Origin of the sequence: Nocardioides rotundus (assembly GCF_019931675.1) — a bacterium.
GTDB lineage: Bacteria > Actinomycetota > Actinomycetes > Propionibacteriales > Nocardioidaceae > Nocardioides > Nocardioides rotundus.
Genome location: NZ_CP082922.1, coordinates 3,057,558 through 3,079,331 on the forward strand (window position 1 = coordinate 3,057,558; position 21,774 = coordinate 3,079,331).

The following is a 21,774-nucleotide window of genomic DNA, read 5'->3' on the forward strand; positions in this document are numbered from 1 at the left end:
AGCGCCGACTTCTGGCTCGTGAGATTCATGGGTGTGCTCCTAGTGAGGAATCCGGAATGGAGTTGCCCTCACTGGGGCGTCGGGACTGAGAAGTCCGCCTGCCAACAGACTAGTTGACAACGTCAACGATACCTGGTCGGAACCGGTCCGGCTAGCCGCTCGGCCCGGCGCGGCGCGTGACGGATGTCTGTCGGTGTCTCATGGGATTCTTGATGCATGAGCGACCCGTACCGCTACTTCCCGACTGGGGAGATGATCGACCGCCAGAACATGCAGAGCACGGCGAGGTCGTCTGAGGAGTCGGCGCGGGCGGCGCGTCAGTCCCGGGAACTCATCGAGCAGTTGGTCGAGCACGCCGTTGCCACGGCGGAAGCCGCGGAGGTCCGCGAGCGACAGATGCTCCGCTGGACTCAGGCGGGCGTCGTGTTGGCCGGCATCGCAGCCGTGGCCTCAATCATCGCGATCGTGGTCACCATCGTCCTGACCTGACTCGGCAGCCTCGGAGCACCGGGGCTGGTAGATCGGGGCCGCGCCCGGTGTTCGGCTGGGAGAGGGCCTGTCTCGCGTGCCGAGCATGGGCTCGCGGGTCAGGGCGCTGTGATTCGAAGCGCGGAGGCCCCGACTGGATGCGTCGTTGAGTCGAAGAACCTCACCTTGTGGTTCGGCAATCGCTTCAGGATGCGTGCCTTCTCCGAGATGATCGCGTTGTCGTCACCCGTGGGGTACATCGATACGGCAATTCTCCTGCGAGGACCTTCGTTCAGGGCTTCCGCGATGTGATCGTCTTGGGCGGCAAGCGACTGACCGAACAGCACCGTCGGGCGATCATCGGCACGCAGTTCTTCGAGACAGAACGTGAGGTAAGTCGACTGCCGGATGGTTCGCGACTTGGCCGCTGAAGTGCCTTCGCTAACGAAGAGGGGGCGGCGAGTGGACGTCGGGCCGTACTTGGACTTGATGCTGAGGAGACGACCATCCGCTGACGTCCACTTTCCGTTGTCTCCTGTCAGGTCGTCCTGCCAGAGGTGGAGGCCGCCGTGTAGGTAGTAGACGCGAGTGGCATTGGAACTCCGCACGACAGTGTCCGCGTCATCAAACTGGTGACCGGCTGCCCAGAAGAAGTCGACGATGTTCACGCGCTTCCCGGTCTGCAGGTGGCTCCAATAGAGGCACAGGTCGTAGCTGGTGGTGAACACCGCCTTGTGCCCGTTCATGGTCTCCGCCAACAGGTCGTGCGTCGGCTGAGGGAAGACCCCCCAAGGGACGTGTACGTCGCTCACGGTCTCGAAGAGGGCGTCTCTTACTTCTGCGTAGGTCTGATCAACCTTGCCGGTCGATTCCTGCAACGCACGGAGGGCGATGTTCGCGTGATGCAGGCACTCCAGGCACTGCTCGAAGTTGGTCGTCCCCAGTTCCGTGAAGATGGCCTGCGCCGCGGGAGTCAACGACGCACTGTTGTACAGGCTGTCGTACTGGAATCCCGACCAGAGGTTGATGCTAAGCCCGGATCCACCGATGAGTTTGGTGACGTGAGCGTGGCGTAGAACGAGAATGCCCTTGCAGGGCAGGAGAATCTGAGTTCTTCAGGCAAAGATTCACACCGGCAGCAAGGGCATCTCTGGGATGAAACTCTCTCACACGGTTCGAGCGACGTCGGCAGCCTTCGATGATCCGAATCTCGTGTCGACTGGCGGCCTGGTCCCGGTGCTCGCGTTGGCCGACCGTGGTGGGCTGCGGGATCTGGCTGATACCCACCTCACGGTGCCCACGCACAAGGGCGCGAACGCCGGACTGAAGGTCGCCTCGCTCGTCGGTGGGATGGTCGCCGGCGCGGACTCGATCGATGACATGGCGCTGCTGCGGCACGGCGGGATGGGCCGGGTTTTCGCCCGCGCCTACGCGCCCTCGACGTTGGGCTCGTTCCTGCGAGCGTTCACCTTCGGCCACGTTCGTCAGCTCGACGCAGTCGCATCGAGGTTCCTGATCGCGGTGGCCGGACTCACCCGGCTCCTGGGCGCCGGGACCGGTCTTGGCGCCGGCACCGAGGAGTCAGGAGCCGGTGCCGGGTACGCGTTGCTCGACGTCGACGACACGATCATCGAGGTCCACGGCCACTCCAAGCAGGGCGCCGGGTTCGGCTACTCCGGTGTGCGCGGGCTCAACGCACTGCTGGCCACGCTCACGACCGCGACGACGGCGCCGGTGATCGTGGCCCAGCGGCTCCGCAAGGGCGCGGCGGGGTCGCCACGCGGCGCGAAGCGGCTGGTCGGCGACGCGGTGAGGACCGCCCGGCGCGACTGCTCGGCACGGGTCAGCTGGTCTTGGTCCGGATGGACTCGGCGTTCTACGGCCGCGGACCAGTCCACGCCGCCCTGGTCGGCGGCGCCGATGTGTCGGTCACGGTGCGGATGGACAAGGCCGTCAAGAAAGCGATCGCCACAATCGGCCACGACGCGTGGACCACCATCGAGTACACCGACGCCGTCTTCGACGAAACCTCGCAGAAGTGGATCTCTCGCGCCGAGGTCGCCGAGATTCCCTTCACCGCCTTCGCCGCGCAGAAGAAGTCCGAGCAGGTGCCCGGGCGGCTGGTGGTGCGTCGGATCCCCGACTTCAACGCCGAGAAGAACAAGGCAGCCGGCCAGGACACCCTGTTCGACGTGTGGCGCTTCCACGCGTTCTTCACCACCGCCGACCCCGTGCTCCTGGACACCGTCGCGGCGGACAAGACCCACCGCCATCACGCCGTCATCGAGCAGGTCCACGCCGACCTCAAAGGATCCGCGCTGGCCCACCTGCCGTCCGGAGTGTTCACCGCCAACGCCGCCTGGCTGGTGCTCGCCGTTATCGCGTTCAACCTCACCCGCGCCGCAGGCACCCTCGCCGCACCAGACCTGGCACGGGCGACCACCGCGACGATCCGACGCAAGCTGATCACCGTGCCCGCGAGGGTAGCGACCTCAGCGCGCCGGATCACCCTGCACCTGCCCCAAGCCTGGCCCTGGGAGAACGCCTGGACCGCCCTGTTCGACCGGGTCAGCGACCCGCCGCCCGGCCTCGCGGCCTGACCCACCCAGCAGCCACCGCTGCGCGACCCGAGGACCAAAGGACGACCCGGACAGCAAGGTCCGGCAGATCCCCACGCCCACAGCCGCTCACCCCACGGCGATCCGGATCACGCGATTACCACCAAGCTCATCGGTGGATCCGGGCTAAGTCCGTTCCCTAGCAGCAGGGTGGGCCAATCCTTGGACGAGAGGTCGGCCCAGTCCTCGAGATCGGCGTCTATCGGCTCACCCATTGCGTCCCCCGTGTCGTTGATTCTCCGGGCGCTAAGGCTATCCGCAGCTCACACCGTGAAGACGCGCCTCATGACGTCGGTCTGGATCGCGAACTCTCCGTACAGGTTCCAGCCACCGACGCCGCCGTGGTTCGCCCCGCCGCACTGACACTGGCAGTGGAGCGCGTTCTCCGGGTTGCCGTTCTGACAAAGGGGTCCGCACTTCTGCTGCTGCGCCGCGTCCGTGATGACGGTCGTCTCCCCAGGACCGAATCGCTCGACACACGCGGCGAGTAGTGCGTCGGCGTGATCGCGGACGACTTCCCAGACTCCGCCGCCGACGTGCCTGATCTGGATCCGGCTGCCGAGCACCTCTCGCAGCCACAGTGGGTTGGCTCGCGTGTTCGCCGGATCGAAGGGAAGGATGACCTGGGCACGACCTCGGACGGGCACCCAGATAGCCGGAGGGTGCTGCATCTCGCGGGGCCGCTGCATGTACTGAGATTAGACGAGCCTGCGGACCTCGGCCCGGCGTACGGCGGCGAGCACGTGCTCGTAGGTCCACGTCTCGACCTCACGGACGGTACCTGAGCGGTCGTCCTTCACCGGGCGGCGGACTCCCTCCTTCATGAGCTGACGAGCAACGGCGGAGGCCGAGAGGCCGGAGGCGTGCAGCCCAGCGATGTGGTCCTCGATCTCGATCGGGATGAGCGACGGACGACCGGTGTGCCTGCCCTCTGCGCGAAGCTGGGCCAGTGCCGCGGACGTCCGCTTGCCGATGACCCGGCGCTCGTAGTCGCCGAAGAGCGCGAACTGCGCGAAGGCGAACCAACCCTCGGGCGTCGTTGTGTCGAACGCCTGCTGCACCGAGTAGACGTTCCAGCCTGCGCCACCTTCGGCCACGGGGTCCACGAGCTGGAGCAAGCGCCAGCCCTTGCGGTACAGCCGGTCTACGTGGCGCACCACGACCACCTCGGCTTCCCCGGCATCAACCAGCGCGGCGACCTCGGTGAAGCCGGGCCGGTCGTCGTCGTTGCCGGAGAGGGCGAAGTCCTCCACGATCCGAAGCAGGTCCCAGCCCTTGGTCTCGCAGGCCCGGCGCACCTCGCCCTCCTGCTGGCGCAGTGACAGCCGCTGCTCGTCCTCGGTCTTGTCACGGTCAGCCTTGCTGATGCGCACGTACCCCACGGCTCGCATGTCGTCTCCTGTCGTCCTGCCACGGGCAACCGGGGAGAACCTAGGCCGACCGTGTGGGATCGGAGTCATCTGATGGCACCGAACCCACACGGTCCGGGCAAGGCAGGCCGCGTTCGTCGTACCGAACAGTAGGCACCTTCTCAACGCTGAGGAGGTGCTTACTGTTCGGTTCGCGTGGGCGCCTGGTGCCTACCGTTCGGTACGACGCGCATCGGCCAAGCCCCGGGCTCACTCCACGGACATCGACGCGTACTCGCCGACATCCCACGACCCGTCGGTCTGCAGGGTGACGAACTGCGACCCGACGGGCGCGCCGTCGCGATAGGTCAACAGCGTGACCACGGCCGGCCGGCGGGGCTTGGAGCCGGTCGCGATGGCGTACGCCGCCCCGCCGGTGGTGCCGTTGACGATCTCCCACCCCTGGGCGTCCTCCGGGCCCGCGATCGCGACGGGCCCGCGGGCCACATGCGTGTGGCCGCCGACGACCAGGCGGGCGCAGCCGCGCCGTACGGCCTCCCGACCCAGGTCGGTGTCGTGCACCAGGATCGTGGTCACCGGCTCCTCGGCCGCGCACGCGGTCTCGGTCACCCGGTCGGCCACCTCGTCGAAGGTCAGCCCGGTCTCGTCGCGCCAGTCGCCGAGGCCGGAGGCGCGCGGGTCGTCGACGCCGAGGATCGTCGTACCACCCGGCCCGTCGACCACCTCGCCCTCCAGCCGCGTCCAGCCCAGGCGGTCCATGTAGTCGCCGACGAAGTCGCCCTGGTCATGATTGCCGACCACCGACCAGCGCGGCCAGTCCTCGAACGCCTCGGTCACCGAGTCGAGGCTGAACGCCTCCCACGGCCGCCCGGTCGAGGTGTCGTCGCCGGCGTCGAAGACCGCGGTGGCGCCGGCCCGGTCCGCGATCGCCCGCGCGACCCGGTCCATCCCCACGTTGTCGTGCCGGTCCGAGACCAGCAGCACCACCGTCTCGTCCTCGGCGGGCTCGCGCAGGTCGAGGTCGGCCGCGCGCTCGGTGGCGCGCTCGTAGAACACCTTGCTCTTGTCGTAGGTGTTGATCGCGCTGCCCACCAGCCGCTTGGTCTGCCGGGTCAGGACGTCGCCGCTCACCTCGACCCGCGCGAGCTCGTCCGGCACCGGCAGCCCGGTGAAGTCCGACAGCGTCGTCCACCGGGTCGGCTCGACCGTCTGCTCCGGCGTCACCCACGGCCGCAGGAGTACGGCGCCTCCGGCGGCCGTCACCCCCACCACGGTCACCACCGCGACCAGCCGGTGCCCCCGCACCAGCTCCCGGCGGCGCCGGCGCCCGACCAGCAGCCACAGCCCGATCGGGACCAGCCCGGCGAGCGCGCCGCCGAGCGCCGCATCGACCGCCATGTCCTCGACGGTCTCGCGCACCTTGGCGACCTGGCCGTCGGGCTGGGAGGCGATGAAGGCGTAGCGGTTGAGCAGCTCCCCGAGCGTGGACGCGTTGGTCTTGTCCAGGGTGATCTCGACCCCCACCGGCCCGTCCGCGGGCAGCCGGACGTCCGGCAGGACCGGCCCGGTGCGCACGACGGCATGCTCGCCCAGCAGCGGCGAGACCCGGGCGTCGTGGGTGGCCAGCACGATCTCCCGGCTCTCGTGCACGAAGAGCCAGCCGCCGACGGCGACGGCCGTCACCGCCCACACCAGCAGGCCGGCCACCACGGCGGCGACCCGTCGAGCAGCCGCCATGCTCAGGCGCGCGCCTGCGAGACCGCGTAGAGCGCGACCGCGGCGGCCACGCCGGCGTTCAGCGACTCCAGCTGGTTGGCCATCGGGATGCTGACCAGCTGGTCGCACGTCTCGGAGACCAGCCGGCCCAGGCCCTCGCCCTCGGAGCCGACGACCAGCACCAGCGGCCCGGTGCCGAGACCGTCGGAACTGGCCAGCTCGGGCAGGGTCACGTCACCGTCGGCGGCCAGCCCGACCACCATGCAGCCGGCGTCCTGATATGCCTTCAGCTGGCGCACCAGGTTGACCGTCTGCGCCACCGGGATCCGGGCGGCCGCGCCCGCGGAGGTCTTCCACGCGGAGGCGGTCATCCCGGCCGCGCGGCGCTCGGGCACCAGCACCCCGTGCGCGCCGAACCCGGACGCCGAGCGCACCACGGCGCCCAGGTTGCGGGGGTCGGTGACCGAGTCCAGGGCGACGATCAGCGGCGGCTCGCCGTACTCCTCCGCACGGGCGAGCAGGTCGTCGGCGTGGGCGTAGTCGTAGGCGGGGATCCGCGCCGCCAGCCCCTGGTGGACCGCGCCGCCGGTCATCCGGTCCAGCTCGTGCCGGGGCACCTCGAGCAGCCGCACGCCCGACTCGGCGGCCAGCTTGAAGGCCTCGCGCAGCCGCCCGTCCCGCTCGGCGCCCTCGGCGACGTAGAGCCCGTTGATCGGCACCCCCGCGCGCAGCGCCTCGACCACGGAGTTGCGGCCGGCGACCCACTCGGCGTCGGTGCCGCGCGGCTTGCGCTGGGGCCGCTTGGCCTGCTCCTTCTCCGCGCGCTTCTTGGCCGCATACGCCTTGTGGTTCGGGCGGTCCTTCGCCTTCGGCGTGGGGCCCTTGCCCTCCAGGCCGCGCCGGACCCGGCCGCCGCTGCCCGCGGTGGGCTTCTTGCTGGTCTTGCGGATCGCTCCGCGTCGCTGGGAGTTGCCGGCCATCACACGCTCCACTTCGGGCCGTCGGGGGTGTCCTCGATGCTGATCCCGGCCGCCGTCAGCTGGTCCCGGATCGCGTCCGCGCGACCCCAGTCCTTGTCCGCCCGCGCCTGGGTGCGCTGCTCCAGCAGGCCGCGCACCAGCGCGTCGACAACCGGCTCCAGCGCGTCGCCGCCGACGGGCGCGCCCCACGCGGGGTCGGCCGGGTCCAGGCCCAGCACCTGCAGCATCGCTCGCGCGGCGGCGGCGTACTCCTTCGAGTCGCCGCCCTCGCCCAGCGCCTTGTTGCCCGCCCGCACCGTGTCGTGGAGTACGGCGACCGCGGCCGGCGTGCCGAGGTCGTCGTTCATCGCGGCCGCGAAGCCGGGCGGCACCTCGGCCGCGGCCTCGACGTCGCCGGCGCGCTCGAGGAAGGTCTCGATCCGGCGGAACGCCGCCGCGGCCTCGTCCAGCGCCTCGAAGCTGAACTCGATGTGGCTGCGGTAGTGCGCGGCGACCAGGTAGTAGCGCAGCTCCACGCCGCGGTAGCGCTCCAGCACGTTCGGGACGAGCAGGCTGTTGCCCAGCGACTTGCTCATCTTCTCCCCCGAGGTCGTGACCCAGGCGTTGTGCAGCCAGTACGACGCGAACGGGCGCCCGGCGGCGCGGGACTGCGCCTGCTCGTTCTCGTGGTGGGGGAAGCGCAGGTCCACGCCGCCGCCGTGGATGTCGAAGGCGGGGCCGAGGTACTTCCCCGCCATCGCCGAGCACTCGATGTGCCAGCCCGGGCGGCCCGGGCCCCAGGGGCTCGGCCAGGACGCGGTCGCGGGCTCGAGCTCCTTCTTATGGCCCTTCCACAGCGCGAAGTCGCGCGGGTCGCGCTTGCCGCGCGGGTCCGCGTCGCCGGCGGGCTCCATGTCCTCGACCCGCTGCCGGGTGAGCTCGCCGTACTCCGGCCAGGAGCGCACGTCGAAGTAGACGTCGCCGGACCCGTCGTCGGCGGCGTAGGCGTGCCCGCGCTCGATCAGCTGCTGGATCAGCTCGACGATCTCCGGGACGTGCCCGGTCGCGGCCGGCTCGTAGGTCGGCGGAGCCACGTTGATGCTCGCCAGTGCCTTGTCCAGCTCGCGCTTCATCGACTGGCCCAGCTCGAACCACGGGCGGCCCTGCTCGGCCGCCTTGGCGAGGATCTTGTCGTCGATGTCGGTGACGTTGCGGATGTAGGTGACGTCGTACCCCTGCGCCGTCAGCCAGCGCCGCAGCACGTCGAAGTTGACGTAGGCGCGCACGTGCCCGACGTGCGGCTCGCTCTGCACCGTGAGCCCGCAGACGTACATCCCGACCTTGCCCGGCTCGAGCGGGACGAAGTCGCGGACGTCGCGGGTCGCGGTGTCATGGAGCCTCAGGTTCACTCCGCGAAGTCTAGGGGCGCGCGGTCGGTGAGCCACACTCGCGGACCGGGCCGCCTCACTCCTCGGCGGAGAACGCGATCGTGTGCCATCCGGTGGCGCCGTCGGGAGCCACGTCCCGCTCGACCGGCGTCTGCCAGACGCCCGCGCCGTCCTTCGCCCGGACCTGCAGGGTGTGGTCGCCGGGGGGTACGTCGAGGGTGGCGGCCCACTGCACCCAGGTGTCCACGCTCAGCACCGAGCCGAGCTCGGCGTCGTGCCAGGGGCCGCCGTCGAGCTTCACCTGGACGCCGGTGATGCCCGAGTGCTGGTGCCAGGCGACGCCGCCCACCCGGAGCGGTCCGGCGGGGACGGTGGAGTCGGCGGTGGGTACGTCGATCCGCGAGGCGGTCTTGACCGGGCCGCGCTCGGACCAGCCGCGCGGGGTCCAGTAGGCCTCGAAGTCGCGGAACCGGGTCACCTCGATGTCGACCAGCCACTTGGTCGCGGAGACGAAGCCGTAGAGACCGGGAACGATCATCCGGACCGGAAAGCCGTGCTCGATCGGCAGGGCCCGGCCGTTCATGCCCACGGCGAGCATCGCCTGCCGCTGCGGGTCGGTCACCGTCTCCAGCGGGGTGCCGCAGGTCCAGCCGTCCTCCGAGGTCTGCAGGATCGCGTCGGCGCCCGCCTTCACGCCGGCCTCCTCGAGGATCTCCCGGATCGGTACGCCGCTCCACCAGGCGTTGCCGACCAGCTCGCCGCCCACCGGGTTGGACACGCAGTTGAGGGTGATCCAGGCCTCGCTGAACCGGCGCGCGAGGAGGTCGTCGTAGCTGAGCAGCAGCTCGCGCTCGACCATTCCGTGCACGCGCAGCCTCCACTGCGCGGGGTCGATCGTGGGCACCGCGATGGCCGTGTGGATGAGGTAGAAGCGCTCGTCCGGCGTCTGCCACGGGGTGATCCCCTTCAGCCCCAGCTGGACCCCGTCGGGGACCACGGGCTCGCTGACCCCCTCCAGGCGCAGCAGGCGCCGGGACGCCTCGACCGTGCGCCGCCCGGCCCCCAGGAGCCGCCCGGTCGCGCCGACCCCCGCCGCCAGCAGGGCCACCACGCCCGCCCGGATCAGGAACGTCCGTCGGCCACTCCCAGCACTCCCCCCACTCCCCCCACACCCCCTTCCCGCCGAGTCGGCGCTTCTTGACCCCCAGTCGGCGCTTCTTGACGTCGAGTCGGCGTTAATTGACGCCGACTCGCGGTCAACCTGCGCCGACTCGGGGTGAACTAGCGCCGAGTCGGCGGAGAGGGACCGGGTGAGCCAGGTCATCACCCCGAGCCAGGTGAGGACCCCGACGAGGAGCGGCACCAGGTCCAGGCTCCGGAAGCCGGGGCGGGAGACCACGGCGACGAAGCCGAGCAGCGCGAGGACGGCGTACACCCCCACCGCGGCCCACGGGCGCCGCCTCGCCAGCACGCCGGCAGCGGCGAACGCGATCCCCAGCACGAGCAGGATCCCGCCGATCAGCAGCGGCTTGTCCAGGAATCCGAGGACCCGGATCGCCAGCCGCACGACGGGGCCGGGGGTGAGCGCGACGATCCACTCCGCGACCGCCACCACCGGCGACTGGCGCACGGTGAGCGCCAGCCCGGCGGCGTAGCTGGTCGCCAGCCCCGCGGCCCCGGCGACCAACCCCGCCAGGGCCCACAGGCCGCGCGAGTCGCGAGACGGGTCCATGCCCCGATTGTCGCTCAGGCATGATGCATCGGGTGAACCACCTTCTCCCTCGCGTCGGCATCGGGACCGACGTACACCGCCTGACACCCGGGGCCCCCCTGCACCTGGCCTGCCTCGCCTGGCCGGACTCTCCCGTCGGCCTGGAGGGTCACTCCGACGCCGACGTCGCCGCCCACGCGGCCTGCGACGCCCTCCTCTCCGCCGCCGGCCTCGGCGACCTGGGCCGGCACTTCGGCACCGGCGAGCCGGAGTGGGCGGGCGCGTCGGGGGCGGCGCTGCTGGCCGAGACGGTACGGCGCCTCGACGAGGCCGGCTTCGACGTCGGCAACGTGGCCGTCCAGGTCATCGGCGAGCAGCCGCGGATGGCGGCGCGCCGCGACGAGGCCCAGGAGGCGATGAGCGCGGCGGTCGGCGCGCCGGTCGCGCTCTCGGCCACGACCACCGACGGGCTCGGCCTGACCGGCCGGGGCGAGGGGGTCGCCGCGGTCGCTACGGCGCTGGTGGTGGCCCGATGACCGCCGCGGAGGTCACCACCCACGACGGCCTGACCCTCAAGGCGCAGGTCCACGGCGACGAGGACGCGCCGCTCACGGTCGTCCTCGCCCACTGCTGGGCCGCGGACGCGGAGGACTGGCACTACCAGGTCCAGGACCTGCTCGACCGCTACGGCCACGGCGTCCGGGTGCTGACCTGGGACCAGCGCGGCCACGGGCGGTCCGACGCCGCGCCGCGCTCGGCCTGCACGGTGGAGAACCTCGGACGCGACCTCGGCGCGGTGGTCGACGCCTTCGCCCCGCGGGGTCCGCTCGTGCTCGCCGGCCACTCCATCGGCGGCATGACCCTGATGACCCTGCCCCAGCTGCGGCCGGACCTGGTCGAGCGGACGCGGGCCGTGCTCTTCACCTCCACCTCCTCGGGCCGGCTCTCGGAGGTGACGCTCGGGCTGCCGGAGCTCGGCCCGCTCCTCAAGGGCCAGATCCCCCGCGTCCTGGGCGCGCGGGCCAAGCTGCTCTCCCGCAAGCAGCGCCGCCAGACCCCGGCGATCGAGCGGTTCGTGGTGCAGAGGTTCCTCTTCGGCGAGCCGATGCGCCCGCGCGACGCGGGGCTGCTCGTCGACCAGGTGATCAACTGCCCGCCGGCCACGATGCGCGGGTTCTACGAGGACCTGATGCACCACGACCGGCTCGCCGACCTGACGGCGTACGACGGCCTGCCGGTCGTCGTACTCGTCGGGGACCGCGACCTCCTCACCCCGCCCGACCACGCCCGACGGATCGCCGCCTCGATCGGCAGCGCCCGCCTGCTGGTCGCCCCCGGTGCCGGCCACATGCTGCCGCTGGAGCGCAACCGGCTCGTCTCCGACCAGCTCATCGGGCTTGTGGAGAACGCGTTGCGGGCGGACACCGCCACCGGTAGACCGGAGGCATGACCACCTTCGCCTGGGCCGGGTTCTTCGTCTTCGCCACCGGCTTCTTTTTGGTGCGCGCCCGGGGCATCCGCCGGGCCGCCGACCAGTTGGCCGCGGCGCCGGCCACCGACACCCGCGAGGTCCTCGGCTCGACGACGGTCGCCGGCACCGGTGCGCCCCGCGCCCTGGTGGAGCTGACCGGCCGGGTCGAGCCCGGCGAGGGTGGGCCGCTGCGCTCCCCGCTCACGGGCACCGAGTGCGTCTGGTTCCACGCGCGGGTCGCTGCTCGATACCGCCGCAAGGTGGACACGGGCGAGGGCACCGCCCGTCGCCGGGGACGCGAAGTGGTCGTGCGGGACGAGAGCTCCCGGGCACCGTTCCTGCTCCGCGATGCCGAGGGAGCGATCCCGGTGGTGCCGTCCGGCCGGGTGTCCGAGGCCCCACAGGTGCTCGCGGAGCTTCAGCCACCCGACGGCCGTGAGGTGACCCGCGGGCGATACTTCCGGCGGCTGCTCGCGGAGAACGCCGGCTTCGAGGTCTTCCTCGGGCATCAGTGCGAGGAGTGGGTGCTGCCGGTCGGCTCGCCGCTGCTCGTCGTGGGGGAGGCCGTCGCGGAGGGCCGGGTGGAGGTGCGCGAGCCCGCGGACGGCCGGGAGATGGTGCTGGACGCCCGAGGCCGCGACGCGATCGCCCAGCATCATCGGGAGGGGATCCTGGTCCACCGCGTGCTCGCCACGATCTCGGCCCTGATCGCCGGAGGCCTGGCGCTGTGGGGGGTGCTCGGATGAAGGCCGGCCGTGCCGCGATCGTGGTGCTCGGCGCCGGCGCCGGCCGACGCGTGGGTGCGGAGATCAACAAGGTGCTGCTGCCGCTGGGCGGCGTGCCCGTGCTGGCCCGGTCGCTGCGTACGGCGCTGGCCGTGCCCGACGCGGGCCCGGTGGTCCTGGTGGTGCGCCCCGGCGAGGAGACCGAGGTCACCGAGGCGGTGGCGCCGCACCTGGCCGAGGACGACGAGGTGCTGGTCGTCGCCGGCGGGGAGACGCGCCACGACTCCGAGCAGGCGGCGTTGGCCGTGCTCGCGCCGATGGTCGAGCGGGGCGAGGTGGACGTGATCGCGATCCACGACGGCGCGCGGCCGCTGGCGTCCGCCGTACTGTTCGACGAGGTCATCGCCGCCGCACGCGAGCGAGGGGGCGCGATCCCGGTCGTCCCGGTCGCGGGGCTGCTCACCCGCGACGGCGGCCGGGCCGAGGGGGCGCTCGGAGCGGTGCAGACCCCGCAGGCCTTCCGCGCCGGGCCCCTGCTGGAGGCCTACTCCCTCGCAGCGCGGGACGACTTCGACGGCACCGACACCGCCGCCTGCCTGGAGCGATACTCCCCCGGGCTGGAGATCGCGGCGGTCCCCTCGACCGCCACCAACCTCAAGGTCACCTGGCCCGAGGACCTGGAGATCGCCGCGGCGCTGCTCGACGGCTGAGAGACCTACTCCTCGGTCCGGGCGGTCGACTCCGAGCCGTCGTCGGGGTCGTCCGGGCCGACGGGCACCGGCTCCGGCTCGATCGGGTCGCCCCACCGCTCGATGGCCGTCTTGCCCATCGCCATCAGCGGCACGGCCAGGAAGGCGCCGGTGATCCCCAGGAGGAACGAGCCCAGGCTGACGCCGATCAGCACCGCGTAGGGATGGATCGACACCGCCCGACCCATCAGCACCGGCTGCAGGACGTTGCCTTCCAGCTGCTGCACGGCCAGGACCACGCCGGCCATGATCAGCGCGGGGGTGAGCCCGCCGTCGGCCAGGGCGATCAGCACCGCGAGGGCGCCGGACAGGATCGCCCCGACCACCGGGATGAAGGCGCTGAGGAAGACGATGAGCACGATCGGGCCGACGAACGGGAGGCCCAGCAGCAGCGCGCCCAGCCCGATGCCGACGGCGTCCACGGCCGCGACCAGGACCTGGGTGCGGATGTAGGCCTGCAGAGCGCCCCAGGCGCCGTCGCCGGCGTTCTGTGTGCGCTGGTGGAAGCGCTCGGGCAGCAGGTTCACGATCCAGTTCCAGATCGTCCGGCCGTCGCCGAGCACGAAGAACGCGGTGATCAGCGCCAGGGCGGTCGCGGTCACCAGGGAGACCGCCGAATTGCTGAAGGCCAGCGCCTGGCTGGCGATCTGGCCGGAGTTGTCGGTCACCCAGGCCTGCGCGCGCTCGAGGACGTTCTCGATCTGGTCGCCGCCGATGCCCAGGCCGCTGTCGACCACCCACGCCTCCAGCCGCTGGATCAGGCTCGGCAGCTCGTCGAACAACGCGCGCACGCCGTTGCTCAGCTGCGCCCCGCTGGCCCAGCTGATCACGGCGACGAGGCCCAGCAGGCTGAGCATCGCGATGCCCGCCGCGGCGTAGGCCGGCAGCCACCGCCGGAGCAGGCGGGCCAGCGGCTCGACCAGGGCGGCGATGAGCAGGCCGACGAGGAAGGGGATCACGACCGAGCGGCCCGCCTCAAGCAGCTGCAGCAGCACCCAGGCCGCGGCCGCGATCCCGACCATGTTCCATGACCAGCGAGCCACCGACGCCATGGTCGGGTACGCCGAGCGATCCATCAGGTCCTCCCCTGGTCGATCTGTGGTCTCAGCAACGTATCGGAGTGGAGGCGACCGTTGCGCTACCTGTCGGTACATGGTGGCCTCCTACCCCTTACACCCCCACGCGAAGGAGCTCACCATGCACGTGTCCCGACGCATCGGCGCCGGCCTGGCCGCCGCCGCCCTGGCCGCGGCGACCGCGGTCGCCGTACCCACCCCGGCCCAGGCGATCCCGACGAACTCGCACTGCGGCACCGAGCCCGGCAACAACAACGACGCGTTCGTCAACCAGCGCAGCTCACCCGGTCGCTGGAGCGGATCGAGCAGACCACCCGCGGCACGGTCGACGTCGAGGTTGCCGGCCTGAGCAACCAGGGACGGGAGATCTATCAGGCGCGGGTCGGCACCGGCGACACCGTGATGCTGGTCCAGTCTCAGATCCACGGCAACGAGAACCACGGCACCGAGGCGCTGCTCAACCTGCTGCGCGAGCTCGGCGGGAACACCCGCGAGGCGAAGGCGATCCGGGAGGCGGTGACGATCGTGGCGATCCCGCGGCTCAACGTCGACGGGGGCGAGAACGACACCCGGCAGAACCAGATGACCTGGGCCGAGGTGGTCGAGGACTTCCCGCAGCTGGCCGGAGCTGAGCCGTCGTGGAACTACCGCGAGGACGTGCCGGGCTTCGACGTGAACCGCGACTTCAACCCGGATCTGGACTACGTGCCGCAGCCGGAGGACTTCCCCGGCGACAGCGCCGACACGGGGTGGTACATCACGCCGGAGTCCCAGACGGTGCGCGACGTCTACGCCGGACTGGAGGGCGAGTTCGGGACGGTCGACTACTTCGTGGATCTGCACAACCAGTGGTCCTGCTATGCCCAGGAGGGCACCGACACCATGTCGCCGCTGTCCATCTCCGGCCGGTTCATCGCCGACCCGTCGGAGTTCGGCGACTGGCCGAAGTTCGACTACGACGCGTCGCGTCGAGCCAACGTCGCGGTGTACGACGCGCTGCAGGGCCGCGGCGAGTCCGGATTCGGCGCGCTGACCCTCTACCCGCAGGACACCAACCTGCCGGGGACCGCGTTGGGCTCCTTCGCGCTCCGCGGCAGCGCCACCGTGCTGTTCGAGACCTCCAGCCAGACGCAGTACGACGGGCAGAAGCGCAACGGCTTCCTGACCCGTCAGGTGCAGGTGGGCCTCAAGGGCCTGATCACCGCCATCGCGGACGGGAGCGTCGAGACGCTGGACCCCGAGCGTTACGAGGAGATCCCCGACCGGGTCTACCTGCCGGCGGACTGACCCGGCTCAGCGGCCGGTGAGCGCCTCCAGCACCCGGAGGTCGTCCACCGAGTCGACCCGGCGGCCGGCGGGCGGCGCCTCGATCCACTCGATCGGGGTGCCGCTCTCGGTCAGCCGGGCGACCAGGGCCTCCAGGTCGTGGCCCGGCGTCTCGGGCAGCGCTCGGGCGACCTCCGCGGGCAACGCGACGGGCGAGGCCAGCGCGCGCAGCTGCTCGCGGTCGACGGTCGCGCCGACCCGGCCGTCCTCGACCTGCTTGATCGTGTCCGTGACCGGCCGATAGCCGACCACCGCGCTCCCGGCGGCTGCCGCCAGAGTGGCGCACCGGGCCAGGAAGTCCGGCGGCGCGAGCGGGCTCAGCGCGTCGTGGAGGAGGAGTACGTCGGCCTCCTCGAGCAGCTCGAGCACCCCGGGCCAGGCGGTGTCGGCGTCGATCGGCTCGATCCCGGCCTCCTCCAGCCCGATGACCGCACAGCGGACCAGCGGCTCGCCGTGGATGAGCGCGTAGGGCAGGGAGCCGCGGTCCGCCTCGAGCACCATGCCGAGCGTCGGCGGTACGTCGGGGGTCAGGTCGGCGTCGTACATATGCTCGACTCTATCCGGGCACGCGCGTCGCTTCGACCGCCGGCCACAACGAGAACGGGCCCCGCAGGATCACCTGCGGGGCCCGTTCGACGAGCAGTGCTCAGGCAGTGCTCAGGAGGCGAGAACCTCGTCCAGCATGGTCTCGGCCTTGTCCTCGTTGGTCTTCTCGGCCAGGGCCAGCTCAGAGACCAGGATCTGCCGGGCCTTCGCCAGCATCCGCTTCTCGCCGGCCGACAGGCCGCGGTCACGCTCGCGGCGCCACAGGTCGCGGACGACCTCGGCCACCTTCATCACGTCGCCGCTGTGCAGCTTCTCCAGGTTCGCCTTGTAGCGACGCGACCAGTTGGTCGGCTCCTCCACGTGCGAGGCGCGCAGCACGTCGAAGACCCGGTCCAGGCCCTCCTTGTCGACCACGTCGCGGACGCCGACCAGATCCAGGTTGCACGCGGGCACGCGCACCACGAGGTCCTGCTGGGCGACGATCCTCAGGACGAGGTACTGACGATCCTCCCCCTTGATCTTCCGCATCTCGATGTCCTCGATGACAGCGGCCCCGTGATTGGGATAAACAACCGTTTCGCCGACGGTGAATGTCATATGTCAAGTACCCCTTCCTAGGTGAGCAGTCTAACACGGCCGCGGAGTGCTCCTGACATCGTTTGCGCAGGTCAGAGGCACGTTCGGGGGTTGACAAGACCGCCTCGCGTGTGGTGTCGCGGGCGGGTGCGCCGGCCTGGGTCGCCGTACCCGACACCCGGGTGACCCATTTCGCAGCCGATCTCGCCGCGGTGTCCGATACTGCGTGGCATGGTCCCCGTCGACGATCAGATCGTGCCCACCGGGACCGGCCCGCGCCGCCGCGGCCTCGCCGGTTCCCAGATCGCCGGGCTGCTGGTGGCGAGCCGTCCGGTCGCCTCCCTGCTGACCGCGCTCGCCCTGGCCGGAGCCGCCCTGCTGGCCGGCCGCCCGCTGCGCGAGGCGGGACTGGTGGGGGCGACGGTGCTGGTGGGCCAGGTGATCCTGGCCTGGGACAACGACCTGGTGGACCGGGAGCGCGACGCCCGGCACGAGCGGGCTCGCAAGCCGCTCGCGAGCGGCTGGGTGGCTCCCGGCAACGCGTGGTACGCGATCGTCGTGGCCGCGCTGCTCCTCGTGCCGCTGTCGATCGCCAACGGTCTGGTGGCCGCCGGGTGCTACCTGGCCTCGGTCCTGCTGGGGATGGTCGGCAACCGGGGCTTCCGACGGAGCCCGCTCAGCTTCCTGCCGTGGGCGATCGTGTGGGGGCTCTACCCGTACTTCATCGTCGCCGGCGGATGGGGCGGCACCGGCGTCGCCGCGCTGCCCGACCCGACGGTCGTGGCCCTCTTCGCGGGACTCGGCATCAGCCTGCACGTGCTGCGCTCGCTGCCCGGCCTGGTGGCCGACCGGGAGGACGGCTCCACCAGCCTGCCGCTGATGATCGCGATGCGCACCGGGGCCACCCCGCTGCTCATCGTCTCGGTGGTGACCACGCTCGCCCTGGTCGCCGCGATCATCGTGGTCGGTCAGTCGTCCGAACTCCGAGCGTGACCGCTAGGCTGAGCGCCATGGCTCACCGTTCCCGGGTTCGGGGCGCCGCGCTCGCGGCGACCACCCTCGCGCTGTCCGCCCCGCTGACCGCCTGCGGCTTCAACGTCGCCACCGACCGGGTCTACACCCCGGCGATGGGCGCGAACGCCCGCGACGCCAGCGTGGACGTGCTCGGCGCGGTGATCGTCGCGAACGAGGACGGCGCGGGCAACCTGGTCGCGACGTTCGTCAACAACTCCTCCACCGACGGGATCGAGCTCGCCTCCGTCGAGAGCGCCGGCGACCCCTCGGCGCAGGTCGAGCCGCAGACCATCGACCTCGGCCCGCGGGATGCGGTGAACCTCGCCGACGAGGGGGGCCTGCCCACCAGCGGCGACTTCGCGCTCGGCCAGTTCGTCCCGCTCACGTTCACCTTCAACACCTCCGAGGGCACCGAGCGGGTGGACATGCAGGTCGCCGTCGTCCCCGACAGCGAGGAGTTCTCCGGCCTCGGCCCGAGCGAGACCGGCACCGAGCGGCCCGCGTCTGACTCGGTCGAGCCGTCCGGGGAGCCCAGCGAGGCCGGCTCCTCGCAACCGGCCGGGGAGCCGAGCGAGTCGGCGTCCGGCGACGCCGCATCGAACTGAGTCGACCCGGAGGGACCATGACCTACACGCTCATCCTGCTCCGCCACGGCGAGAGCGAGTGGAACGCCGCCAACCTCTTCACCGGCTGGGTCGACGTCGACCTCACCGACAAGGGCCGCGCCGAGGCCGTCAGCGGCGGCGAGCAGCTGCGGGAGGCCGGGCTGCTGCCCGACATCGTGCACACCTCCCTGCTGCGCCGGGCGATCACCACGGCGAACCTGTCCCTGGACGCCGCCGACCGGCACTGGATCCCGGTCAAGCGCTCGTGGCGGCTCAACGAGCGGCACTACGGCGCACTGCAGGGCAAGGACAAGAAGCAGACGCTGGAGGAGTACGGCGAGGAGCAGTTCATGACCTGGCGCCGCTCGTTCGACGTACCCCCTCCCCCGCTGGAGGACGACGCGGAGTTCTCCCAGGTCGGCGACCCGAGGTACGACGGCCTCGGCGAGGAGATGCCGCGCACCGAGTGCCTCAAGGACGTCATCGAGCGGATGCTCCCCTACTGGGACTCCGACGTCGTGCCGGACCTCCAGGACGGCAAGACCGTGCTCGTCGCCGCCCACGGCAACAGCCTGCGCGCGATCGTCAAGCACCTGGACAAGATCAGCGACGAGGACATCGCCGGGCTGAACATCCCGACCGGCATGCCGCTGGTCTACCGGCTCGACGAGGACCTCAACCCGACCGTCCGCGGCGGGGAGTACCTCGACCCGGAGGCCGCCGCCGCGGCCGCGGCCGCCGTCGCGAACCAGGGCCGCTGACCCGCCGTACCCTCGAGTCGGCGCTACTTCACGCCGAGTCGGCGTCAATTAACGCCGACTCGCGGTCAACAAGCGCCGACTCAGCCTTCGGAGGCAGCGGCGGCGTCGGCCTGGACCTCGCCGGTCACCACGAAGATCACCCGGTTCGCGACCGAGACGGCGTGGTCGGCGATCCGCTCGTAGTAGCGACCGAGCAGCGCGATGTCGACGGCCGGCTCCACACCGTGGCTCCACTCGTTGCTCAGCAGCTCGGTGAGCGAGGAGCGGCGCAGCAGGTCCATCTCCTCGTCGTTCTCGGCCAGGCGTACGGCGGCCGCGACGTCGCGCTTGCGGATGATGTCGCGCACCTCGGTGACCATCTCGATCGCGACCTTGGACATCCCCTCGACCGTGGGGCGCGCGGAGTCCGGCACGGCGAGGTTGGGCACCCGCAGCCGGGCGATCTTGGCGACGTGCTTGGACAGGTCGCCCATCCGCTCGAGCTCGGCGACCATCCGCAGCGCCGCGACGATGGTGCGCAGGTCGCCCGCGACCGGCTGCTGCTGGGCCAGGATCGTGAAGGCGTTCTCCTCCACCCGCTCGCGGGACGCGTCGATCTCCGCGTCGGCCGAGATCACCTGCTCGGCGAGGGCGACGTCGCCGGTCAGCAGCGCCTCGGTGGAGCGCTCGACCGCGGTCTGCACCATCCCGGCGATGTCGGCGAGATCGCTGAAGAGGGAGTCCAGCTGGTCGTGGAAGGCTTCGCGCATGTACCCCAGCGTAGGTGGGGCAAAGTGACGAGCCGGCGAAGTGGGGTGAACGAGAAGTGAACACTTGTTCGCCGGCCTCCCGCGGGCGCGGAAGCCGCGCCCGCCGATGCGTACCATCAACGCGTGGACCCGACGATGCAAGCGGCGTTGGCCGCGATCGTCGGCGCCTTCCTGGGCGGTGGCGCCGTGCTGGCGTGGCACATCAGCGACCGGCAGCAGCGCACCGACACCCCGGTCGAGGTGCCCGTGCTGCCTCCGGGCGTGGCGAGCGTGCTCTCGGTGCTCCGCAGCAGCGCGCTCGTCGTCGGTGAGGACGACCTGGTCCTCAAGGCGTCCGCGCCGGCGTACGCCTGGGGCATGGTGCGCGGCCAGGCGCTCGCGCAGCCCGAGCTCGTGGAGCTGGTGCACGACGTGCGCCGGGACGGGCAGATCCGGGAGACCGAGATGGTCCTGGGCGCCAACGGGTCGGGCCAGCGGCACGTCTTCGCCCGCGTCGCGCCGCTCGGCGTACGCCTGGTGCTGGTGCTGGTCGAGGACCGCACGCGCGAGCGCCGTGTGGAGGCGGTACGGCGGGACTTCGTGGCGAACGTCAGCCACGAGCTGAAGACCCCCGTGGGCGCGATCAAGCTGCTCGCAGAGGCGGTCCAGGACGCCTCCGACGACCCCGAGGCGGTGCAGCGCTTCAGCAGCCGGATGCACACCGAGAGCGACCGGCTCGCCTCCCTGGTCAAGCAGATCATCGAGCTCAGCCGGCTGCAGGGCGACGACCCGCTGGAGGCGCCGACCACCGTGGAGGTCGACGACGTCGTCGCCACCGCGGTGGACACCAGCGCCATCGACGCCGCCGCGCACGAGATCAAGCTGGTCTCCGGCGGCGAGACCGGCCTCCAGGTCCGCGGCAGCGCCGAGCAGGTGACGGCCGCAGTGAGCAACCTGGTGGCCAACGCGGTCGCCTACTCCGGGGAGAGCTCGGCGGTGGTGGTCAACACCAAGGGCACGCCGTCCAGCGTGGAGATCTCGGTGATCGACCAGGGCATCGGCATCCCCGAGAACGAGGTCGACCGGATCTTCGAGCGGTTCTACCGCGTCGACCCGGCGCGGCACCGCTCCACCGGCGGGACCGGCCTCGGGCTCGCTATTGTCAAGCACGTCGCAGCGACCCATGGCGGGGACGTGCGCGTGTGGTCCGTCGAGGGACAGGGCTCCACCTTCACCCTCACCCTGCCCCGCCACGTGATGGAGATGGAGGAAGCCCCGTGACCCGGGTACTTGTCGTCGAGGACGAGGAGAGCTACAGCGACGCGCTGGCCTACATGCTGCGCAAGGAGGGCTACGAGGTCGCGATCGCCGCAGACGGCAACGACGCGCTCGCCGACTTCGACCGCAACGGCGCGGACATCGTGCTGCTGGACCTGATGCTGCCCGGCATGCCCGGCACCGAGGTGTGCCGGCAGATCCGCGCCTCCTCCAACGTGCCGGTGATCATGGTCAGCGCCAAGGACGACGAGGTCGACAAGGTCGTGGGCCTGGAGCTGGGCGCGGACGACTACGTCACCAAGCCCTACTCCCCCCGCGAGCTGACCGCCCGCATCCGCGCGGTGCTGCGACGCGGCGTCGAGTCGGACCTCGCGCCGATGACGCTGGAGGCCGGGCCGGTGCGGATGGACGTCGAGCGGCACGTCGTGACCGTCAACGGCCAGGAGCAGCGGCTCCCGCTGAAGGAGTTCGAGCTGCTCGAGCTGTTCCTGCGCAACCCCGGCCGAGTGCTCACCCGCGGCCAGCTGATCGACCGGGTCTGGGGCTCGGACTACGTCGGCGACACCAAGACGCTGGACGTGCACGTGAAGCGGCTGCGGGCCAAGCTGGAGCCGAGCCCGTCGGAGCCGAAGTACCTCGTCACCGTCCGCGGGCTGGGCTACAAGCTGGACCTGTGACCGGTCTCACGG

The 21,774-nt window shown here is 71.3% G+C and carries 23 protein-coding genes and 1 pseudogene; 13 read left to right on the forward strand and 11 right to left on the reverse strand.

All coding sequences use genetic code 11. The features are described from left to right. The first annotated feature begins 216 nt into the window (after positions 1-216). A complete protein-coding gene (locus K8W59_RS15100) occupies positions 217-489 on the forward strand; it encodes a hypothetical protein (RefSeq protein ID WP_223395340.1) in 273 nt (90 codons plus the stop codon). Between the two features lie 98 nt (positions 490-587). Here the strand turns inward: K8W59_RS15100 and K8W59_RS15105 are convergent, their stop codons facing one another. Next, on the reverse strand, positions 588-1,574 hold the full coding sequence (locus tag K8W59_RS15105) for a DUF4917 family protein (protein ID WP_317846330.1): 987 nt from the start codon (positions 1,572-1,574) through the stop codon (positions 588-590). A 49-nt stretch (positions 1,575-1,623) separates the two neighbouring features. On the opposite strand from K8W59_RS15105, the pseudogene K8W59_RS15110 reads away from it, so the two are divergent. Continuing rightward, a pseudogene (locus K8W59_RS15110) lies at positions 1,624-3,068 on the forward strand (IS1380 family transposase). Between the two features lie 281 nt (positions 3,069-3,349). Here the strand turns inward: K8W59_RS15110 and K8W59_RS15115 are convergent. The 6 genes from K8W59_RS15115 to K8W59_RS20235 form a co-directional block, all read right to left on the reverse strand. After that, complete coding sequence (locus K8W59_RS15115; protein WP_223395341.1) at positions 3,350-3,775, reverse strand: hypothetical protein; 426 nt, start codon at positions 3,773-3,775, stop codon at positions 3,350-3,352. A gap of 9 nt (positions 3,776-3,784) precedes the next feature. Beyond that, complete coding sequence (locus K8W59_RS15120; protein WP_223395352.1) at positions 3,785-4,477, reverse strand: recombinase family protein; 693 nt, start codon at positions 4,475-4,477, stop codon at positions 3,785-3,787. 228 nt (positions 4,478-4,705) lie between these two features. Then, the gene (locus tag K8W59_RS15125; RefSeq protein WP_223395354.1) at positions 4,706-6,193 is read right to left on the reverse strand and encodes a metallophosphoesterase family protein; all 1,488 of its coding nucleotides are present in this window, start codon (positions 6,191-6,193) and stop codon (positions 4,706-4,708) included. Between the two features lie 2 nt (positions 6,194-6,195). Further along, complete coding sequence (rlmB, locus tag K8W59_RS15130) at positions 6,196-7,152, reverse strand: 23S rRNA (guanosine(2251)-2'-O)-methyltransferase RlmB (protein ID WP_223395363.1); 957 nt, start codon at positions 7,150-7,152, stop codon at positions 6,196-6,198. Continuing rightward, positions 7,152-8,540, reverse strand: coding sequence for a cysteine--tRNA ligase (gene cysS / locus K8W59_RS15135; RefSeq protein ID WP_223395365.1), 1,389 nt, complete (start codon positions 8,538-8,540; stop codon positions 7,152-7,154). Before cysS ends, rlmB begins: the two co-directional genes overlap by 1 nt. Positions 8,541-8,595: 55 nt before the next feature. After that, positions 8,596-10,251 carry a molybdopterin-dependent oxidoreductase gene (locus K8W59_RS20235; RefSeq protein ID WP_263283252.1) on the reverse strand — a complete coding sequence of 552 codons (1,656 nt, stop codon included), beginning with the start codon at positions 10,249-10,251 and terminating at the stop codon, positions 8,596-8,598. A 32-nt stretch (positions 10,252-10,283) separates the two neighbouring features. Here K8W59_RS20235 and ispF point away from each other — a divergent pair, with 32 nt between their 5' ends. Genes ispF through K8W59_RS15160 form a run of 4 tightly spaced genes read left to right on the forward strand, consistent with a single transcriptional unit; the run spans position 10,284 to position 13,136 of the window. Next, positions 10,284-10,766, forward strand: coding sequence for a 2-C-methyl-D-erythritol 2,4-cyclodiphosphate synthase (ispF, locus tag K8W59_RS15145; RefSeq protein ID WP_397195926.1), 483 nt, complete (start codon positions 10,284-10,286; stop codon positions 10,764-10,766). Next, on the forward strand, positions 10,763-11,680 hold the full coding sequence (locus K8W59_RS15150; protein ID WP_223395367.1) for an alpha/beta fold hydrolase: 918 nt from the start codon (positions 10,763-10,765) through the stop codon (positions 11,678-11,680). The genes ispF and K8W59_RS15150 overlap by 4 nt, the downstream gene beginning before the upstream one ends. Beyond that, entirely contained in the window at positions 11,677-12,447 is a 771-nt protein-coding gene (locus K8W59_RS15155; RefSeq protein WP_223395369.1) for an E3 ubiquitin ligase family protein, read from the forward strand. The genes K8W59_RS15150 and K8W59_RS15155 overlap by 4 nt, the downstream gene beginning before the upstream one ends. Beyond that, a complete protein-coding gene (locus K8W59_RS15160; protein WP_223395371.1) occupies positions 12,444-13,136 on the forward strand; it encodes an IspD/TarI family cytidylyltransferase in 693 nt (230 codons plus the stop codon). Before K8W59_RS15155 ends, K8W59_RS15160 begins: the two co-directional genes overlap by 4 nt. A 5-nt stretch (positions 13,137-13,141) precedes the next feature. On the opposite strand, the gene K8W59_RS15165 is transcribed toward K8W59_RS15160, so the two are convergent. Beyond that, positions 13,142-14,251, reverse strand: coding sequence for an AI-2E family transporter (locus tag K8W59_RS15165; protein WP_223395373.1), 1,110 nt, complete (start codon positions 14,249-14,251; stop codon positions 13,142-13,144). 121 nt (positions 14,252-14,372) lie between these two features. Between K8W59_RS15165 and K8W59_RS15170 the strand changes: the two genes are divergently transcribed. Both K8W59_RS15170 and K8W59_RS15175 read left to right on the forward strand, forming a co-directional pair. After that, positions 14,373-14,600 (forward strand): hypothetical protein, encoded by a 228-nt coding sequence (locus tag K8W59_RS15170; protein WP_223400075.1) that lies wholly within the window; start codon positions 14,373-14,375, stop codon positions 14,598-14,600. Continuing rightward, positions 14,597-15,538, forward strand: a complete 942-nt coding sequence (locus K8W59_RS15175) for a M14 family zinc carboxypeptidase (RefSeq protein ID WP_263283318.1) — start codon at positions 14,597-14,599, stop codon at positions 15,536-15,538. The genes K8W59_RS15170 and K8W59_RS15175 overlap by 4 nt, the downstream gene beginning before the upstream one ends. Positions 15,539-15,544: 6 nt before the next feature. On the opposite strand, the gene K8W59_RS15180 is transcribed toward K8W59_RS15175, so the two are convergent. Both K8W59_RS15180 and K8W59_RS15185 read right to left on the reverse strand, forming a co-directional pair. Beyond that, positions 15,545-16,123 (reverse strand): 2-C-methyl-D-erythritol 4-phosphate cytidylyltransferase, encoded by a 579-nt coding sequence (locus K8W59_RS15180; protein ID WP_223395375.1) that lies wholly within the window; start codon positions 16,121-16,123, stop codon positions 15,545-15,547. Between the two features lie 111 nt (positions 16,124-16,234). After that, positions 16,235-16,720: a CarD family transcriptional regulator gene (locus K8W59_RS15185; protein ID WP_223395377.1), complete on the reverse strand. Its 486-nt coding sequence runs from the start codon at positions 16,718-16,720 to the stop codon at positions 16,235-16,237. A gap of 210 nt (positions 16,721-16,930) precedes the next feature. On the opposite strand from K8W59_RS15185, the gene K8W59_RS15190 reads away from it, so the two are divergent. From K8W59_RS15190 to K8W59_RS15200, 3 genes are read left to right on the forward strand one after another with little or no spacing between them, the layout of a single operon-like run. Then, entirely contained in the window at positions 16,931-17,692 is a 762-nt protein-coding gene (locus K8W59_RS15190; RefSeq protein WP_223395379.1) for a UbiA family prenyltransferase, read from the forward strand. A 17-nt stretch (positions 17,693-17,709) separates the two neighbouring features. Continuing rightward, on the forward strand, positions 17,710-18,318 hold the full coding sequence (locus K8W59_RS15195; protein ID WP_223395381.1) for a hypothetical protein: 609 nt from the start codon (positions 17,710-17,712) through the stop codon (positions 18,316-18,318). Positions 18,319-18,335: 17 nt separating this feature from the next. After that, positions 18,336-19,079, forward strand: a complete 744-nt coding sequence (locus K8W59_RS15200) for a phosphoglyceromutase (RefSeq protein WP_223395383.1) — start codon at positions 18,336-18,338, stop codon at positions 19,077-19,079. An 80-nt stretch (positions 19,080-19,159) separates the two neighbouring features. Here the strand turns inward: K8W59_RS15200 and phoU are convergent, their stop codons facing one another. Further along, positions 19,160-19,828: a phosphate signaling complex protein PhoU gene (phoU, locus tag K8W59_RS15205; protein WP_223395393.1), complete on the reverse strand. Its 669-nt coding sequence runs from the start codon at positions 19,826-19,828 to the stop codon at positions 19,160-19,162. Positions 19,829-19,951: 123 nt separating this feature from the next. Here phoU and K8W59_RS15210 point away from each other — a divergent pair, with 123 nt between their 5' ends. Both K8W59_RS15210 and K8W59_RS15215 read left to right on the forward strand, forming a co-directional pair. Continuing rightward, positions 19,952-21,088 (forward strand): sensor histidine kinase, encoded by a 1,137-nt coding sequence (locus tag K8W59_RS15210; protein ID WP_223395394.1) that lies wholly within the window; start codon positions 19,952-19,954, stop codon positions 21,086-21,088. Beyond that, positions 21,085-21,762: a response regulator transcription factor gene (locus tag K8W59_RS15215; RefSeq protein ID WP_223395396.1), complete on the forward strand. Its 678-nt coding sequence runs from the start codon at positions 21,085-21,087 to the stop codon at positions 21,760-21,762. Before K8W59_RS15210 ends, K8W59_RS15215 begins: the two co-directional genes overlap by 4 nt. Positions 21,763-21,774 lie beyond the last annotated feature (12 nt).

Excerpts from the sequence above, each read along its gene's own strand:
- K8W59_RS15100 (WP_223395340.1), top strand. The coding sequence starts at position 217 with ATGAGCGACCCGTACCGCTACTTCCCGACTGGGGAGATGATCGACCGC.
- K8W59_RS15115 (WP_223395341.1), bottom strand. The coding sequence starts at position 3,775 with ATGCAGCGGCCCCGCGAGATGCAGCACCCTCCGGCTATCTGGGTGCCC.
- K8W59_RS15120 (WP_223395352.1), bottom strand. The coding sequence starts at position 4,477 with ATGCGAGCCGTGGGGTACGTGCGCATCAGCAAGGCTGACCGTGACAAG.
- K8W59_RS15125 (WP_223395354.1), bottom strand. The coding sequence starts at position 6,193 with ATGGCGGCTGCTCGACGGGTCGCCGCCGTGGTGGCCGGCCTGCTGGTG.
- rlmB (WP_223395363.1), bottom strand. The coding sequence starts at position 7,152 with ATGGCCGGCAACTCCCAGCGACGCGGAGCGATCCGCAAGACCAGCAAG.
- K8W59_RS20235 (WP_263283252.1), bottom strand. The coding sequence starts at position 10,251 with ATGGACCCGTCTCGCGACTCGCGCGGCCTGTGGGCCCTGGCGGGGTTG.
- K8W59_RS15150 (WP_223395367.1), top strand. The coding sequence starts at position 10,763 with ATGACCGCCGCGGAGGTCACCACCCACGACGGCCTGACCCTCAAGGCG.
- K8W59_RS15155 (WP_223395369.1), top strand. The coding sequence starts at position 11,677 with ATGACCACCTTCGCCTGGGCCGGGTTCTTCGTCTTCGCCACCGGCTTC.
- K8W59_RS15160 (WP_223395371.1), top strand. The coding sequence starts at position 12,444 with ATGAAGGCCGGCCGTGCCGCGATCGTGGTGCTCGGCGCCGGCGCCGGC.
- K8W59_RS15165 (WP_223395373.1), bottom strand. The coding sequence starts at position 14,251 with ATGGATCGCTCGGCGTACCCGACCATGGCGTCGGTGGCTCGCTGGTCA.
- K8W59_RS15170 (WP_223400075.1), top strand. The coding sequence starts at position 14,373 with ATGCACGTGTCCCGACGCATCGGCGCCGGCCTGGCCGCCGCCGCCCTG.
- K8W59_RS15180 (WP_223395375.1), bottom strand. The coding sequence starts at position 16,123 with ATGTACGACGCCGACCTGACCCCCGACGTACCGCCGACGCTCGGCATG.
- K8W59_RS15185 (WP_223395377.1), bottom strand. The coding sequence starts at position 16,720 with ATGACATTCACCGTCGGCGAAACGGTTGTTTATCCCAATCACGGGGCC.
- K8W59_RS15190 (WP_223395379.1), top strand. The coding sequence starts at position 16,931 with ATGGTCCCCGTCGACGATCAGATCGTGCCCACCGGGACCGGCCCGCGC.
- K8W59_RS15195 (WP_223395381.1), top strand. The coding sequence starts at position 17,710 with ATGGCTCACCGTTCCCGGGTTCGGGGCGCCGCGCTCGCGGCGACCACC.
- K8W59_RS15200 (WP_223395383.1), top strand. The coding sequence starts at position 18,336 with ATGACCTACACGCTCATCCTGCTCCGCCACGGCGAGAGCGAGTGGAAC.
- phoU (WP_223395393.1), bottom strand. The coding sequence starts at position 19,828 with ATGCGCGAAGCCTTCCACGACCAGCTGGACTCCCTCTTCAGCGATCTC.